This is a genomic window from Haloarcula halobia (genome assembly GCF_029338255.1).
Lineage (GTDB): Archaea > Halobacteriota > Halobacteria > Halobacteriales > Haloarculaceae > Haloarcula > Haloarcula halobia.
The window spans coordinates 676,273-691,886 of sequence record NZ_CP119787.1; the positions used below are offsets into that span (position 1 = coordinate 676,273).

Sequence of the window (15,614 nt, forward strand, 5' to 3'; positions counted from 1 at the left end):
GCGGGGCGCTCAGCCGCCCTTGATCAGCCGCACTACTCTGACGTGGTCCGTCTCGACGGGCTGGTCGGTGGGGACGGGGCGGCCCTCGACCAGCACGGACACCTCGTGGGGCGAGAGGTCGACGGGGGACAGCAGGTCGGCGTAGGTGGCGTCCGCCGGGACGTCGACCTCGTGGGTGGCCTCGCCGGCCACCTCGACCGTGACGTGCATACCCGGGATTGCCGACCGTCGTACCTGAGTCTGTCGCCTCTCGCGGGGTTTATGAATCGCCCACGCCTCGACCTGGATATGAGCGAGGCCGACAGCGAGTCGCGGGCGGGACGGGAGGAAGTCTGGATCGAGAAGTACCGCCCACAGACCCTCGACGACGTGATGGGTCACGAGAACATCGTCGGGCGACTCCAGAGCTACGTCGACCGCAACGACCTGAGCCATATGTTATTTTCAGGACCAGCAGGGACTGGAAAAACTACCTGCGCGACCGCCATCGCCCGCGAGCTGTACGGCGATGACTGGCGCGAGCACTTCCTCGAACTCAACGCCTCCGACGAGCGCGGCATCGACGTGGTCCGGGACCGCATCAAGAACTTCGCGCGCACGAGCTTCGGCGGCGTCGAGTACCGGATCATATTCCTCGACGAGGCAGACGCGCTGTGTGTGCCTCCGGGTACGGAAGTCGTCACCGGCTATCCGTCCTCACCGGAGGTGAAACCGATAGAGGAGGTCGCGGAGGACGGCGAACCGATCCCCTCCGTCGACTTCGAGACGAACGAGATACAGTCCGACAGCGGGAAACTCGTCGACTCGGGTGTTGCGGACTTCTTCAAACTCGAACTGGCCGACGGACGGACGGTCCAGGCGAGTCTCAGCCATCCGTTCTTCGTGGTCAGTGAGGAGGGAACACTCGTCGAGAAGGAACTACAGGAACTCTCTCCTGGAGACGAGATCGCCGACTTCAAAGACGATATCGGCGTCTCAGAGTGTGAGGTCTGCGGTGAGTGGACCGCAGGAAGATTCTGTTCTCTCGACTGCAAGAACGAGGGCCACAGTCGAGAGATGCGAGGTGAGGGGAACCCGATGCATGGGACCGAGTGGTCCGCGGAGCGGCGAGAGAAAATCGTCGAGAAGCTATCGGACGGGCGGTTCGCTGGCGAAAACAACCCGAACTACGGGGGAGCATTCCACGGCGTCTCCGTGTGGGAGATGGACGAAGACTCGATTGACCAGTTCCGCGAGACGGTTAGCGAACTGCGGTCGGGGACCTCATGGGACGAATGGGTCGTTGAGGCCGACCCCGAGCAGGTCAAAGCGGATATCGGTCGTGCGTGCGAAGCGTGGTGGGATAGTTTGGACGACGAAAAGAAGGAGCGACTCGTCGAGAAGAGCACCGAGAACTGTGAATATCCCGTCTGTGACATCACCGGAGACAACAACCCGATGCGTGATCCCGAGGTCGCACAGAAGGTCTCGGAAGCGCTGCAAGGTCACGAACCGACGGGCGGAAACATCCGGCACAGCGACGAACTCGGCCACCTCGTCCGGTCTGACTGGGAGTTCGAAGTCGCGAAGGCCTTGCAAGACGCCGGTATCGAGTACGAATACGAACCGGAGTTCGAGTTGTCGGAGACAGTCTTCCACCCGGACTTCCTGGTTGGAGACACGGTTATCGAGGTAAAGGGATCCGCCGAACTGTGGGGACAGACAGAGAAAGTCGAGGAGTTCCTGGAGACGTACGGCGACGAATACACCTTCCTCGTCGTCGGCGACGAGGAACTCCCCCACCACGAACACTACGACAGAGACGAGTTCGAACCAGCGCTCGTCTCCGACGGCGGGTTACAGTCGGTGGAGACGGTGGAAGTGCGTGACATTACGTACAGTCATCGCGGGAAGGCGTACAACATCACGATGGAGGGTACACCCAACTTCATGCTGGCAAACGGTATCCTGACGCACAACACCAGCGACGCCCAGTCTGCACTCCGCCGGACGATGGAGCAGTTCTCGAACAACGTCCGCTTCATCCTCTCGTGTAACTACTCCAGTCAGATCATCGACCCCATCCAGTCGCGGTGTGCGGTCTTTCGCTTCTCGCCGCTGTCGGACGACGCCGTCGAGAGCGAGATCCGCCACATCGCCGCCGAGGAGGACATCGAACTCACCGACGACGGCCTGGACGCCTTGGTCTACGCGGCCGGCGGCGACATGCGCAAGGCCATCAACGGCCTCCAGGCGGCCTCGGTCAGCGGCGACGTGGTCGACGAGGGGGCGGTCTACGCCATCACCTCCACCGCGCGCCCCGAGGAGATTCACGACATGGTTCAGTCGGCGCTGGACGGCGACTTCACCGCGGCGCGGGCGACGCTGGACCGCCTGCTGACCGAGGAGGGTATCGCCGGCGGTGACATCATCGACCAGCTGCACCGCTCCATCTGGGAGTTCGAGATCTCCGACCAGGCTGCGGTTCGGGTGCTCGAACGCGTCGGCGAGACGGACTACCGCATCACGCGCGGCGCCAACGAGCGAATCCAGCTCGAGGCGATGCTCGCCTCGCTCGCGCCCGAGGAGTGATCGACCGGCCGAAATCGGCGTTTTCACCGGTGATACTCGGGGGATGAGTTTTACAACGACGTGCAACCAAGATATCAACAACTGAAATGCATCGCGAGCACCTCTCCGGCGGGCGCGACGACCGCGGGCAGGTCGGCATCGGGACGCTCATCGTGTTCATCGCGATGGTGCTCGTCGCGGCCATCGCCGCCGGCGTGCTCATCAACACTGCCGGCTTCCTCCAGAGTTCGGCGCAGGCGACGGGACAGGAGGCCAGCGACTCGACGACGAACCGGGTCCAGGTCGTCAGCACGTCGGCCGACCACTTCACGAACAACGACGAGGTCGGCGTGGTCAACGTCACGGTGAAGGCCGGACCGGGATCGGGGAACGTCGACCTCGAAACGGCGACGGTCCAGTGGGTCGGACCGACCGGTTCGTACTACCAGCTGGCGTCGGGCGGTGCCTCCGGGAACCCCGACGGCCGGTTCATGGTCTCGACCATCCAGGACGACGACGGCTCCCAGCCCGTGCTGAACGACCCCGAGGACCGCTTCAAGATAACGCTCGACCTCGGTACCGCCGACCTCACCAAACTGGGCACCAGCGACACGTTCGGCCAGCCCATCGGTGAAGGGGAGACGGCCACCATCCGCATCACGACGGCCTCGGGCGCGACGACGGAGAAGCGCATCGTCGTGCCACAGACGCTCTCGGGCGAGTCGTCTGTCCTGCTGTAGGCAGGCCCCCTTCGGAACAGTTTTAGGCGCACGTGGGCCAAGAATACCCCAATGAGCGACCTCGAGGAAGCCTACCGCCTCGATTACTTCGACGAGGCCGGATTCACCCGCCAGGAGTGTGTCTCCTGTGGGGATATGTTCTGGGCGCGCGTCGAGCGGGACACCTGCGGCGAACCGCCCTGTGAGGAGTACGGGTTCATCGACAACCCCGGGTTCGACGAGGCCTTCTCCCTCTCGGAGATGCGCGAGGCGTTCCTCTCTTTCTTCGAGGAGCGCGACCACGCCCGCATCGACCCCTACCCCGTCGCGGCGAACCGCTGGCGCGACGACGTGCTGTTGACCCAGGCCTCTATCTACGACTTCCAGCCCCTGGTCACCTCGGGGACGACGCCGCCGCCGGCGAACCCGCTCTGTATCTCCCAGCCCTGCATCCGGATGCAGGACATCGACAACGTGGGCAAGACCGGGCGCCACACCATGGCCTTCGAGATGATGGCTCACCACGCGTTCAACGCCCGCGAGGACTTAGAGGACCCCGAGCAGTACGCCTACCAGGGCGAGGTCTACTGGAAGGACGAGACCGTGCAGTACTGCGTCGAGCTGTTCGAGGAACTGGGCGCGGACGTCGCCGAACTGACCCTCATCGAGGACCCGTGGGTCGGCGGCGGCAACGCCGGGCCCGCCTTCGAGGTCATCTACCGGGGCGCGGAGCTGGCGACGCTCGTCTTCATGTCCCTCGAACAGGACCCCGACGGCGGGTACGAGATGAAAGACGGCAACCGGTACGCGGAGATGGACACCTACATCGTCGACACCGGCTACGGTCTGGAGCGGTGGACCTGGATGTCCCAGGGCACCCCGACGGTGTACGAGGCCGTCTACCCCGACATGATTGCCTTCCTCAAGGACAACGCCGGGGTCGAACTCACCGACGAGGAGGAAGCCATCGTCCACCAGGCCGCGAAACTCGCGGGCCGGATGGACATCGACGAGGCCGAGGACATCGAGCAGGAACGCGACACCATCGCCGCCGAGGTCGGCCTCGAGACCGGGGAACTGATCGACCTGATGGAGCCGCTGGAGGACATCTACGCCATCGCCGACCACTGCCGGACGCTGGCGTACATGCTCGGCGACGGCATCGTCCCCTCGAACGTCGGCACCGGGTATCTGGCCCGGATGGTGCTGCGGCGCACGAAGCGCCTGGTCGACGGCGTCGGCGTCGACGCGCCGCTGGACGAACTCGTCGACATGCAGGCCGCCCGCCTGGACTACGAGAACCGCGATACGATTCGGGACATCGTCCGCACGGAGGTCGAGAAGTACCGCGAGACCCTGGACCGGGGCGGCCGCCGGGTCCGCCAGCTGGCCGACGAGTACGCACAGAAAGACGAGCCGATTCCCCTCGAGGAACTGGTCGAGCTGTACGACTCCCACGGCATCCAGCCCGACATGGTCGAGGAGATCGCCGCCGAGAAGGGCGTCGAGGTCGACGTCCCCGACGACTTCTACTCGGTGGTCGCCGAGCGCCACGGCGGCGGCGACTTCCCCGGGGAGGAGCAGGGGGTCCCCTACGCCGACCGCATCGTCGAACTGCCCGAGACCGACCGGCTCTACTACGACGACCAGCAGCGCACCGAGTTCGAGGCGGTCGTACTGGAGGTGTTCGACCGCGAGGACGGCGACTTCGACGTCGTCTTAGACCAGACGATGTTCTACCCCGAGGGCGGTGGTCAGCCCCCGGACCACGGGACCCTCTCGACGGACGACGTCACCTGCGAGGTGACCGACGTCCAGCGCTACGACGGCGTCATCGTCCACACCTGCGACGCCGACCCCGGCAAGGGTGAGTTCGTCCGCGGGCAGCTGGACGCCTCCCGCCGGAAGCGCCTGATGCAACACCACACCGCTACGCACATCGTCATCCACAGCGCCCGGCAGGTGCTGGGCGAACACGTCCGCCAGGCCGGCGCCCAGAAGGGCGTCGACTCCTCGCGCATCGACGTCAGCCACTACGCCTCGGTGACCCGCGAGCAGGTCACGGAGATCGAACGGCTGGCCAACGACCTCGTCCAGGACAACGTCTCGGTCACCCAGCAGTGGCCCGACCGCAACGAGGCCGAGGAGAAACACGGCTTCGACCTCTACCAGGGCGGCATCCCCGCCGGCGAGCAGATCCGCCTCATCCAGGTCGCCGACGACATCCAGGCCTGCGGCGGGACCCACGTCGCCCGCACCGGCGACATCGGGACGATCAAAGTGCTCGGCACCGAACGCGTCCAGGACGGCGTCATCCGCATCACCTTCGCGGCCGGCAACGCGGCGCTCGAGGCGACACAGTCGACCGAGGACGCCCTCTACGAGGCCGCCGACGTGCTCGACGTCGCCCCACAGGAGGTCCCGGAGACGGCCGAACGCTTCTTCGACGAGTGGAAGGCCCGCGGCAAGGAGATCGAGACGCTCAAAGAGCAACTCGCCGAGGCCCGCGCCTCGGGCGGCGCCGACGCCGAGGAGGTCGAGGTCGGCGACGCCACCGCGGTCGTCCAGCGCATCGACGCCGACATGGACGAACTGCGCGCCCAGGCCAACGCCGTCACCGAACAGGGGAAGATTGCGGTGCTCGGCTCGGGGCTGGACGGCGCGCAGTTCGTCGTCTCGGTGCCCGACGGCGTCGACGTCGACGCTGGCGAGGTCGTCGGCGAGCTCGCCCGTCGGGTCGGCGGTGGCGGCGGTGGCCCGCCGGATTTCGCACAGGGCGGTGGCCCCGACGCAGACGCGCTCGACGGCGCGCTCGCGGACGCTCCCGAGATTCTACGCTCGGTCGCGAACGCATAGGGCGACGCGACCCGCTGTCGGTCGATCGTGGACTGGTCCCCGCGGGTCCACAATCCGAATGCCTGGACCCGGTCCGAAGAGAGTCGGTGATAGCGGCGCTCAGGGCGATCCGAGGACGCCCACCCTCGCCCGGAACACGTCGGCGTCGAACCAGGCGACGCGGCGGTCACCCCACGCCTCGGCGTCGGTCAGGGCGAACCGCTCGGCGGCCGCGTCGAAGTCCACCGCAGAGAGGAGGAACGCGAGCGGCTGCTGTGCTGTCTCGGCGAGCCGACTGGCGAGCGCCGACCCCGGAGCGGGCTCGACGAACGAGACTGGCTGGCCCGGGACGGACGCCACGTCGGCCGCGAGCGGTGTCGCCACGTCGACCGGCGTCGGGAAGTCGTGGAGTCGACGGAACCACTCGACCGGCTCCGTGACGGACTCGACTCCGACGAGTATCTCCGCGATGCCGGTGAGTGGCCCGTCGCTGACGGCCGCGTCGGGGACTCGGAAGTCACGGGGCGTCCGGTCCGTGATTGCGAACGGGAGCACGCCACGGAGTCGCGGGGGACCGTAACTCCCGTTGACCCACTCGACGCGCGTCCCGTCGGGCCGCTCGCGGCGTCCCGGGTGGGGGCCGTCGACCGGCGCCCCCGTGGCGATGGCACGGGTCAGAAGCGTTCGGACGTCCGCCCGGATACACCAGTTCTCCGGGCCGCGCCAGTGGTCGACCAGCCCCGCCCAGCGGTCCGGTTCGGTGCCGGGCTCGGTCGGTGTCATCAGCTCCAGGTAGGAGCCGTCGGCGAACGCGACCAGGGAGTTTTGCGTCTCGCCGCCGTCGTGGACGCCCCCGAACGCGGGGGCCAGACCGACGGCCTCGCAGGCGGCCAGGACTTCGTCGTGGTCCGGCCAGGCGAACAGGGCGTGGTCGACGGTGAGCGTCATGCGACGCAGGTTCACACCGCAGTAGAAAATACTCTCCTGTGCTGTCCCTGCCGTTCAGTGCTCGGCTCGAGGATGTGTCTCAGATAGTGACTCGCTCGACCAGCACCGCGACCGAACACTCTCACGGGCCACGCGTCACCGGTCTGGCTCGCGACAGCACGGCCCCGCCCGCTCAGTCGACGTTGCAGACCTTCCGCGCGGCCCGCATCGCCTCGTTGGTCTCACAGACGAGCGTCAGGTGGTCTCCCTCCGCGAGGACGAAGTCGTCGTCGGGCACCCGGTCGCTCCCGTCCCGGCTCACCATCGCGACCAGACAGCCATCGGGGAGGTCGTCGGTCACCACCGAGAGCGGACGGTCGGCGAGCGCGTCGTTCGCGAGTTCGACCTCGAGGACGTCGCCGGTCCGGGCGGCGTCGGCCAGCCAGTGGGCCAGCGCCGGTCGCTCGATGGCGTCGTCCATGGCGTCGGCGACGGCAAAGCCCGCCGAGATGGTCTCCACGCCGATGTCCTCGAACGCTTCGACGTTGTCCGGCTGGTTCGCCCGGGCGACGACGGTGCCGACGTCGAAGCGGGTGGTCGCCAGTTGCGAGACGAGCAGGTTCACGTCGTCGTCGGCCGTCGCGGCGACGAACACGCTCGCCCGGTCGATGCCGGCCCGCTCCAGCACCGCCGCCTCGGTGCCGTCGCCGTGGACGACCCGGTGCCCGTCTTCGCGGATGCGTTCGACCGTCCCGGCGTCGCTGTCGACCAGGACGACCTCCTCGCCGCGGGCCTCGAACCGGTCGGCGAGTTCGGTTCCGACGCGGCCGGCGCCGACGATGAGCGTCTGCATGGGGAGGATGTCGAGCGCCTGTGCAATGTGTCTTGCCAGGCCGCCCTGGAAGACGACTGTCGCGAAGATGACGAGGAAGACGGTCCCGACCAGCGTCGTCGCGGCCGTCGGGTTCGTCGGGCGGAGTTCGATGGCGAAGAGCGTCGCCACGCTGGCCGGGATGATACCCCGGGGGCCGAGCATCCCGACGAACATCCGCTCGCGGACCGACAGCGCCCCGCCGAGCGTCGAGAGGAACACGCCAAACGGCCGGAGGAGCGCGACGACGACCACGACGACGACGAGGCCGCCCAGCCCGAGCGCACGGAGGTCGTCGAGCGAGAGCAGCGCCGCAAGCACGACGAAGACGAAAGAGAGGACGAACAGCGTCACCCCGCCCTTGAACTCCGCGACGACGTCCTCGTGGGGGATGTCGGCGTTGCCGAGGACGATGCCAGCGACGGCGGCGGCGGCGATGCCCGCCTCGGAGAGCAGGCTGCTCGCGAGCGCGTAGGCGATGAGGGCGCCGAGGAGGACGAGGAGCCGCGCGTTCTGGGGAGCGCTGTCTTCCGGGAGGGAAACGCGACGGAGGAACAGCGCGATGCCGCCCCCGACGGCGACGCCGACGAGGAGACCGAGCGCCAGCCGGGCGACGAACGCCTCGACGACCACCAGCGGCGAGGAGGACTCGGCGACGACGAACTCGAAGGTCGCGACCGCGAGAATCGCGGCGTGGACATCGTTGACGATCCCCTCTGTCTCGAGGGCGGCGGCGACCCGCTCGCGCACCGGGACGACGTTCATGATGGGCGTGATGACCGTCGGGCCCGTCGCGATGAGCAGCGACCCCACGAGGACGGCGACCGGCCACGTCGTCCCGAACACGAACTGGACGGCGACGGCGGTCCCGGAAAGCGAGACGAGCGCGCCGACGGTGACCAGCCCCAGCGCCTCGCTCGAGGCCTCACGTACCCGCTCCGCGGTGAGGTGGAACGCCCCCTCGAAGACGATGATGCCGACGCTGAGGCCGACGATGGCCTGCAACCCGGCCTCACCGAACACCGACGGCCTGACCAGGCCCAGCGCCTGGGGGCCGACGAGGACCCCCCCGAGGAGCAGGAAGGCGACGCTCGGAACCTGGAGGCGGTCGGCGAGCAACTGGGCGCCGACGCCGATGGCCGCGACGATGGCCACCGCGCCGATGAGGGATGCTGCGCCAGACACGAACCTGGCGACGCTTCGCTGGCCAGGCCTATAGGCGTAGCCATCGAAAGAGAAAGGCCCCTGTCGCGAGTAGGGGACGGCGATGCCGACTGCGACCAACCGGGGCGTGACGCTGCACTACGAGGCCGAGGGCGACGGCCCCTGCGTCGCCTTCGTGGGCGACGTTGGCTACGGCGCCTGGCTGTGGGGCTGGCACTACGACGCGCTGCTGGGCTTCGAGACGCTCGTCTGGGACCTGCGCGGGACCGGCGCGTCGGACGTCCCGCCGGGGCCCTACAGCGTCCGGACGCTCGCGGCCGACCTCGAGGCCGTCCTCGCCGACCACGGCGTCGGCTCGGTCCACCTGGTGGGCGCCGGCCTGGGGGGGATGGTGGCGCTCCAGTACGCCCACCGCTACACCCGCGCCCGGACGCTGACGCTGTACTGTACGGCCGCCAGCGGCGACGCAATCGACGCCGACGCGCTCGCCGACCTCGCGCTCGAGACCGGCCCCGAGGCCTCGCTCGAGGGGGCGTTCTCGGAGACGTTCCGGACCGCCGACCGCGACCTGCTCGACCGAATCACCGCGTGGCGACGCGAGGACGACGCGACCGGGGACGCCTTCGCGGCCCAGGCCGCCGCGACGACCGACTTCGAGGCGCCGCCGCTGTACGAGGTCACCCTCCCGACCGAGGTGTACTACGGCGTCGACGACCCGGTGATTCCGGCGAGTGCTGCCGAGGCACTCGGCGCGGACCTGCCCCGCGGGACGAGCGAGGCCGTCGAGGGCCGGCACTGTTGTTACGTCGAACACGCGCCCGTCGTCACGGACCGGCTCGTCTCCTTCCTGGACGAGCACACGGACCGGGAATGACGGGCCGACAACCGCGTGTCGGCCGTCCCGTCCGCGGGGACAGGCGAGACTTTCCGGACGCCGCTGACCGCTACTTCGGACACGCCGTTCGATGCTGTTCGTGTCCTCGGGACCGGCAGGAACTGCCAGGGATATGCAGGTTTTTGGTCGTCCGGCGATAGGAGTGAGACGATGACCCTTCGCATCGCCCTGCTGAACGCAGCCCACGACGGCGCGGCCAACCGCCGGAACTTCCGGCGCGAGCTGGCGGCGGACCTCGTGGAATACGACGTCACCGAGCGCGAACTGCCCGACACCTTCGCGTTCGACGCGTGTCTGGTGACGGGCTCGCGTGCGTCGGTCTACTGGGACGAGCCGTGGATCGCTGCCCTCGAGTCGTGGGTCAGCGACGCCGTCGACCGCGGGCTGCCGTTCCTGGGCGTGTGTTTCGGGCACCAGCTGCTCGCCCACGCGCTGGGCGGGCGCGTCGAGCCGATGGACGACTACGAGATCGGGTACCGGACCGTCGAACACGACGGCGACAACGCGCTGCTCGCGGGCGTCGACGACGAGTTCACCGTCTTCACCACCCACTCCGACACGGTCGCCGAACTGCCGCCGGGGGCGACCACGTTCGCCGAGAACGACTACGGCGTCCACGGCTTCCGCAAGGACAACGTCTTCGCGGTCCAGTTCCACCCCGAGTACGACCCCGAGACGGCCCGTACCATCGCCGCGAGCAAGGACCAGCTGGCCGACGAACGCATCGAGCACGTCCTCGCGGACATCACCCCGGAGAACTATCGGGCGGCCTGTGAGGCAAAGCGGCTCTTCGAGAACTTCACCGACTACGTCCGCGCCACCCAGCGCGGCGTCGGTGACGAACTCGCCGGTGGAACCGCCGAGGGCGCCGTCGCGAGCGACGACGACTGACGCCTCGCTCGTCGTCCCGAGCCCACACGCGCAGGTCGTGCTCTACGGTCGGGACCCGGCCGTGAGCAGGCTGCTGGCCCCTTCGTGTGAACCCGGTGGCATCGAGGCGGCGAGGCCGACGCCGCCGGAGACCACGGTGGCGGTCGCACGCAGTCTTTTGCCGGCCCCCCGCGAACCGGCGACCATGCGACGGTCCTCTCTCCTCGTCGCCACGCTCTGTCTGACCGCCGGGTGTCTCGGCTTCGGCGGCCAGCCCGCACCCGGACCCACTCAGCAGGTCGAGGTGTCGATAACCAACGCCCACGACCGGACCTACGAGGTCCGCGTCTCCGTCGTCCCCGACGGCGCGGGCGACGTCGTGTTCACGTTCGCAAACGGGACGAACGTCACGCGGTCACCGGACGCGCTGACCGGGCGCTCGCCCGCCCGGTTCGGCAACGTGACCGACGTCCGGTTCGTCGACGCCACCGAGCGCCAGGGGTTCGAGGTGGCGCCCGACAGCGGCCTCGGGACGACGATCGAGGGGACGGCGCCCGGGTCGGCGGTGTGGCTGCTGGTCTGGACGAGCGACGACCCACCCACGCTGCGGTCCTGGGCCCAGGTCGGCTGCCGCCCGGAGACGGCGGTGGTGACCGTCGACGTCGGCATCGGGCCACAGGGGAGCGTGGACGTCGGCACGGTCTGTGTGTCCTCGCAGGAATCCGGTTCGGTCGCGCCACGCTCACAGACGACATGATCCGTCGTCTCAGTCGTCGTCCTGGTTCTTGAGCCACTCGTCGAGCAGGTCGCGGACGGCGGCCTGTCGGTTGTCGCGGTGGTCTGCGAACGCCTTCTCGTCCAGGGCTTCGAGCACTGCCTCGTCGAGTTCGATGTCGACCGTCTCGAGGTCGAGGAACGTCTCGTCCATCGGCTATCCACTCACAGCCCAGCGGTCATATATCCTCGTCAGACGACCGTCGGCCGTCCGCGTGACGGCGTCGTCGCGGACCCTGCGGCCGGCCCGGTGGCCGAAAGTAACTCGTCCGCGCCGGCCGATACGTGGGCATGGAGCGTGCTCACCTCGAGTTCGACCGGTACTTCGAGGTCGTCATGGAGACCGCGGAGGCACAGGCCGCCGAGATGACCGTCGACCCCGGCCGGACCGTCGGCGGGCCCGACAACTACCACGCCGAGAGCGACCAGTGGCTCTATGCCGTCCGCGGGACCGGACTGGTCACCGTCGACGGCGACACGGAGCGCGTCTCGGCGGGCGACCTGGTGCGCATCGAGGCCGGGGAGCGCCACGGCATCGAGAACGACGGCGACGAGCCCCTCGAGACGGTGAACTTCTACACGCCGCCACGGTAGTTCCACAGTCCACACCTTCTCGTGGCCCGCGCTATCTGGCGGCCCGCGCTATTTCCGCGGCCCGTGATGCCGCACGGCCCGCGCTATTTCCGCGGCCCGTGATGCCGCACGGCCCGCGCTATTTCCGCGGCCCGTGATGCCGCACGGCCCGCGCTATTTCCGCGGCCCGTGATGCCGCACGGCCCGCGCTATTTCCGCGGCCCGTGATGCCGCACGGCCCGCGCTATGCCACGCCGGCCTGTTCGTCCATCGGGTCCCGGATGTCGCCGACGACGGCCTCCAGCGCGTCGGTGACCGTGAGCAGGCCCAGCACCTGCCCGTCTTCCATGACGAGCGCCAGTTCCTGGCTCTCGGCCTGGAACCGGTCGATGGCGTCGCTGACGCTCGTGTCCGCGGTCATCGTCATCGGCGGGGCCGCAACCGACTCGAGGTCGACGCCGCCCAGCAGCGTCCCGCCCGCGTCCTCCCCGCCCTGTTCGCGGACGAGCTCGGGGACGTAGACGATGCCCAGGAACTCCTCGACGGAGTCCCCAAAGAGCGGGTAGCGGGTGTGGGGGGTCTCGGCGACCCGCCGGGCGTTGGTCGCCTCGTCGGTGGTCGTCGACAGCGCGACGACGTCCTCGATGGGGACCATCACGTCACGCACCTGCTGGTCGCCGACGGCCAGCGCCGCCAGGACCTCCTCGCGGCGCTCCTCGGAGAGGTTCCCCTCCTCGAGGACCGACCCCAGCTTCCGGCGCAGGTCGCCCCGCGTCTCGATGACCTCCTCTTCGGTCTCGAGCCACGCGCCGGACATCTCGACGCCGAACAGCGACAGGGTCCACTTCGCGACGCTGTCGCCGACGGTGATGAGCGGCGAGATGAGCTTCGCGAAGTAGTACAGCGGCGTCGCGCCGTGGCGACAGACGAACTTCGCGCGCTCGACGCCGAGGTAGGTCGGGGTCTGCTCGCCGTGGGTCAGGTGGACCAGGTTGATGATGATGAACGCGATGGCCGCGCCGAGGCCGATGCCGGCGAGACGCGACCCGGCGAAGTAGGGCTCGAAGAGTGCCGCGAGCGCGGGTTCGGCGACGATACCGACGGCGATGGAGGAGGCGGTGATGCCGACCTGGCATCTCGTGAGGTATATCTCTAAGTCGTCGGTCATCTCCCAGGCACGGCGCAGGCCCGGTTCGTCGAACTCCGCTTCGGGGTACTGTCGGGCGCGGGTGAGCGCGAACTCGATGGCGACGAAGAAGCCGTTCGCGAGGATGAGTCCGACGCCTGCGACCAGTCTGGCGGCGAGTTCGGCTGGTTGCATCGGCGCGACGTTCGCCCCCGGGAACGGAAAAAGTGGCGTTACGTGCGCAGGTCGAAGCTGACCCCGGTCTCGGTCTCGGAGACGGTCCAGAGTCGCCGGGCCGTCTCGCGGTCGTAGGACGCGTCGTTCGAACGCTGGAACTCGGGGTGCCCGCGCATGTTCAGGAACCCACCGGGGCCGACGTACTCGCCGCCGGTCACGCGGTCTGCCGTCGCCGCGAACAGCATCGGGAGCGCTCCCTTCGCCGCGGACTGGCCGAACACCGCGTTGGCGACTTTCATCGCGGCCAGCCTGACCGTCGACCCAATCTCGCGAGGGCCGCGGTACTGGAGGTTCGTGGCCGCGTAGCCCGGGTGACACGCGACGGCGGTCACGTCGTCGACGTCCGCCGCCGCGAGCCGGCGGTCGAGCTCGTAGGTAAAGAGGAGGTTCGCCAGCTTGCTCTGGCCGTAGGCGCTCCACTTCCCGTAAGACCGGTCCCGGTGGAGGTCCTCGAAGTCCATCGCCCCCGCCTCGTGGGCGCCGCTGGACTGCGTGACGACGCGCGCCTCGCCCGCACCGGCCCGGAGTGCCGGCCAGAGATGCCCGGTCAGCGCGAAGTGACCGAGGTGGTTCACGCCCAGCTGCATCTCGAAGCCGTCGTCGGTCTCCCGGCGGGGGATGGCCATCACGCCGGCGTTGTTACAGAGGACGTCGACGCCGTCGAAGTCCTCGCGGACGCCGTCGGCGAAGGCCTCGACGCTCGCGAGGTCGGCGAGGTCGCACCGTCGCACCTCGAGGTCGGCGTCGGGCACCCGCTCGCGTATCTCCGTGGCCGCCCGCTCGCCGCGCTCGACGCTGCGACAGGCCATCAGGACCGTCGCACCCTTCCGGGCGAACGCCGCGGTCCCCTCGAACCCGATTCCGCTGTTCGCGCCGGTCACCACGACCGTCGAATCGTCCAGTCTCGGCATCTCGTCGGTCGTCCAGCCGGTCATTGGCACCGCTAGCGCGCGAGGCCACTCAAGCGCTCCGCCAAACCAGTAGTGCATTTGTCCCTCGCGCCCCAAGCGACACCGATGAGCGACGTCTCGGTCACTGTCTACACGCGCGAGGACTGCCACCTCTGTGAGGACGCCATCGACACCATCCACCGGGTCGCCGCTGACGAGGGGGTCGGGCTCGACCTCGACCTGATCGACGTCGACACCGACCCCGACCTCCAGGAGGCATACGGCGAGCGGGTGCCCTACGTCCTCGTCGACGGCCGGCCCGCGTTCAAGTACCACGTCGACGAGGCGCGCCTGCGCGAAAAGCTGTCCGGCTAGCCCTCCCGGTGGCCCCGCTCGACGGCCTCCCGGAGGGCCCGCGTCGCTTCAGTCGGGTCCTCGGCCGCGGTGATGGCGCTGATGACGGCGACGCCGTCGGCCCCCGCCGCGGCGACCGCGGCCGCGTTCGCGGGCGTGATGCCGCCGATGCCAACCAGCGGTAGGTCGACGGCGTCGGCGATGGCCGCCACCCGCGCCGGGCCGACGCCGTGTTCGTCGTCGTCCAGGTCCGCCTTCGACCCGGTCCGATACACCGCGCCGACGCCCAGGTAGTCCGCGCCCGCGGCCTCGGCCGCCTCTGCGTCTGAGACCGTCGAGACGGACCGGCCGACGACCGCGTCCGGGCCCAGCAGCTCGCGAGCGACCGGCACCGGCAGGTCCGCGTCGCCGAGGTGGACGCCGTCGGCGTCGACCGCCTGCGCGATGTCGACCCGGTCGTTGACGACGAAGGTGACGCCGGCCTCGCGGGTCACCTCGCGCAGGTCCCGGCCCAGCTCGTAGCGTTCGCGCGCCGGTCGTCCCTTCTCGCGCAACTGGACGACGCCGACGCCGGCCTCGACGGCGGCCTCGACGACCGCCCGCGTCGGGCGTCCGGCTGACAGCGACTCCTGTGTGACCAGATAGACGTCCCAGTCGACCATACCGGGCGTGGGGCCGCTCGCGCCCTCACTCTTTTGCCCGAGCGGGCGCACGCCTCGCGCGCCCGCTCGTCGTCGCTGTCGGTGACGGCGTCCGTCGAGGGCGTGGTCTCGCGGGCCGTCGCCTCCAGTCTGGCCGGGACGTCGGCCGAACCTATTACTGGCCGCCG

General features: G+C 68.9%; 15 protein-coding genes. 8 read left to right on the forward strand and 7 right to left on the reverse strand.

The genetic code is table 11. The features are described 5' to 3' along the window. Nucleotides 1-9 precede the first annotated feature (9 nt). On the reverse strand, nucleotides 10-210 hold the full coding sequence (gene samp2 / locus P1K88_RS03575; protein ID WP_276412614.1) for a ubiquitin-like small modifier protein SAMP2: 201 nt from the start codon (nucleotides 208-210) through the stop codon (nucleotides 10-12). Between the two features lie 78 nt (nucleotides 211-288). Here samp2 and P1K88_RS18390 point away from each other — a divergent pair, with 78 nt between their 5' ends. The 3 genes from P1K88_RS18390 (at nucleotide 289) to alaS (ending at nucleotide 6,125) form a co-directional block, all read left to right on the forward strand. After that, a complete protein-coding gene (locus tag P1K88_RS18390) occupies nucleotides 289-2,571 on the forward strand; it encodes a replication factor C small subunit (protein WP_379786666.1) in 2,283 nt (760 codons plus the stop codon). Between the two features lie 86 nt (nucleotides 2,572-2,657). Further along, on the forward strand, nucleotides 2,658-3,290 hold the full coding sequence (locus P1K88_RS03595) for an archaellin/type IV pilin N-terminal domain-containing protein (protein WP_276412616.1): 633 nt from the start codon (nucleotides 2,658-2,660) through the stop codon (nucleotides 3,288-3,290). A gap of 51 nt (nucleotides 3,291-3,341) precedes the next feature. Further along, a complete protein-coding gene (alaS, locus tag P1K88_RS03600; RefSeq protein WP_276412617.1) occupies nucleotides 3,342-6,125 on the forward strand; it encodes an alanine--tRNA ligase in 2,784 nt (927 codons plus the stop codon). A gap of 99 nt (nucleotides 6,126-6,224) precedes the next feature. Here the strand turns inward: alaS and P1K88_RS03605 are convergent, their stop codons facing one another. After that, on the reverse strand, nucleotides 6,225-7,052 hold the full coding sequence (locus P1K88_RS03605) for a VOC family protein (protein WP_276412619.1): 828 nt from the start codon (nucleotides 7,050-7,052) through the stop codon (nucleotides 6,225-6,227). A gap of 172 nt (nucleotides 7,053-7,224) precedes the next feature. Further along, entirely contained in the window at nucleotides 7,225-9,087 is a 1,863-nt protein-coding gene (locus tag P1K88_RS03610; RefSeq protein WP_276412620.1) for a cation:proton antiporter domain-containing protein, read from the reverse strand. An 82-nt stretch (nucleotides 9,088-9,169) separates the two neighbouring features. Here P1K88_RS03610 and P1K88_RS03615 point away from each other — a divergent pair, with 82 nt between their 5' ends. The 3 genes from P1K88_RS03615 (at nucleotide 9,170) to P1K88_RS03625 (ending at nucleotide 11,588) form a co-directional block, all read left to right on the forward strand. Then, nucleotides 9,170-9,940 carry an alpha/beta fold hydrolase gene (locus P1K88_RS03615; protein WP_276412621.1) on the forward strand — a complete coding sequence of 257 codons (771 nt, stop codon included), beginning with the start codon at nucleotides 9,170-9,172 and terminating at the stop codon, nucleotides 9,938-9,940. 171 nt (nucleotides 9,941-10,111) lie between these two features. After that, complete coding sequence (locus P1K88_RS03620) at nucleotides 10,112-10,852, forward strand: type 1 glutamine amidotransferase (RefSeq protein ID WP_276412622.1); 741 nt, start codon at nucleotides 10,112-10,114, stop codon at nucleotides 10,850-10,852. A gap of 184 nt (nucleotides 10,853-11,036) precedes the next feature. After that, the gene (locus P1K88_RS03625) at nucleotides 11,037-11,588 is read left to right on the forward strand and encodes a hypothetical protein (RefSeq protein ID WP_276412624.1); all 552 of its coding nucleotides are present in this window, start codon (nucleotides 11,037-11,039) and stop codon (nucleotides 11,586-11,588) included. Between the two features lie 9 nt (nucleotides 11,589-11,597). Here P1K88_RS03625 and P1K88_RS03630 read toward each other — a convergent pair whose 3' ends face one another. Then, nucleotides 11,598-11,759, reverse strand: coding sequence for a ribbon-helix-helix protein, CopG family (locus tag P1K88_RS03630; RefSeq protein ID WP_276412626.1), 162 nt, complete (start codon nucleotides 11,757-11,759; stop codon nucleotides 11,598-11,600). A 137-nt stretch (nucleotides 11,760-11,896) separates the two neighbouring features. Here P1K88_RS03630 and P1K88_RS03635 point away from each other — a divergent pair, with 137 nt between their 5' ends. After that, complete coding sequence (locus P1K88_RS03635; protein ID WP_276412628.1) at nucleotides 11,897-12,199, forward strand: cupin domain-containing protein; 303 nt, start codon at nucleotides 11,897-11,899, stop codon at nucleotides 12,197-12,199. A gap of 223 nt (nucleotides 12,200-12,422) precedes the next feature. Here P1K88_RS03635 and P1K88_RS03640 read toward each other — a convergent pair whose 3' ends face one another. Together P1K88_RS03640 and P1K88_RS03645 are read right to left on the reverse strand one after the other, a co-directional pair. Then, entirely contained in the window at nucleotides 12,423-13,499 is a 1,077-nt protein-coding gene (locus tag P1K88_RS03640) for a CNNM domain-containing protein (RefSeq protein ID WP_276412630.1), read from the reverse strand. A 38-nt stretch (nucleotides 13,500-13,537) separates the two neighbouring features. Then, the gene (locus P1K88_RS03645) at nucleotides 13,538-14,476 is read right to left on the reverse strand and encodes an oxidoreductase (protein WP_276412632.1); all 939 of its coding nucleotides are present in this window, start codon (nucleotides 14,474-14,476) and stop codon (nucleotides 13,538-13,540) included. A gap of 81 nt (nucleotides 14,477-14,557) precedes the next feature. On the opposite strand from P1K88_RS03645, the gene P1K88_RS03650 reads away from it, so the two are divergent. Beyond that, the gene (locus P1K88_RS03650) at nucleotides 14,558-14,806 is read left to right on the forward strand and encodes a glutaredoxin family protein (protein WP_276412634.1); all 249 of its coding nucleotides are present in this window, start codon (nucleotides 14,558-14,560) and stop codon (nucleotides 14,804-14,806) included. Here the strand turns inward: P1K88_RS03650 and thiE are convergent. Continuing rightward, on the reverse strand, nucleotides 14,803-15,447 hold the full coding sequence (thiE, locus tag P1K88_RS03655; RefSeq protein WP_276412635.1) for a thiamine phosphate synthase: 645 nt from the start codon (nucleotides 15,445-15,447) through the stop codon (nucleotides 14,803-14,805). The two genes, P1K88_RS03650 and thiE, sit on opposite strands and share 4 nt — an antisense overlap. Nucleotides 15,448-15,614: the final 167 nt, after the last annotated feature.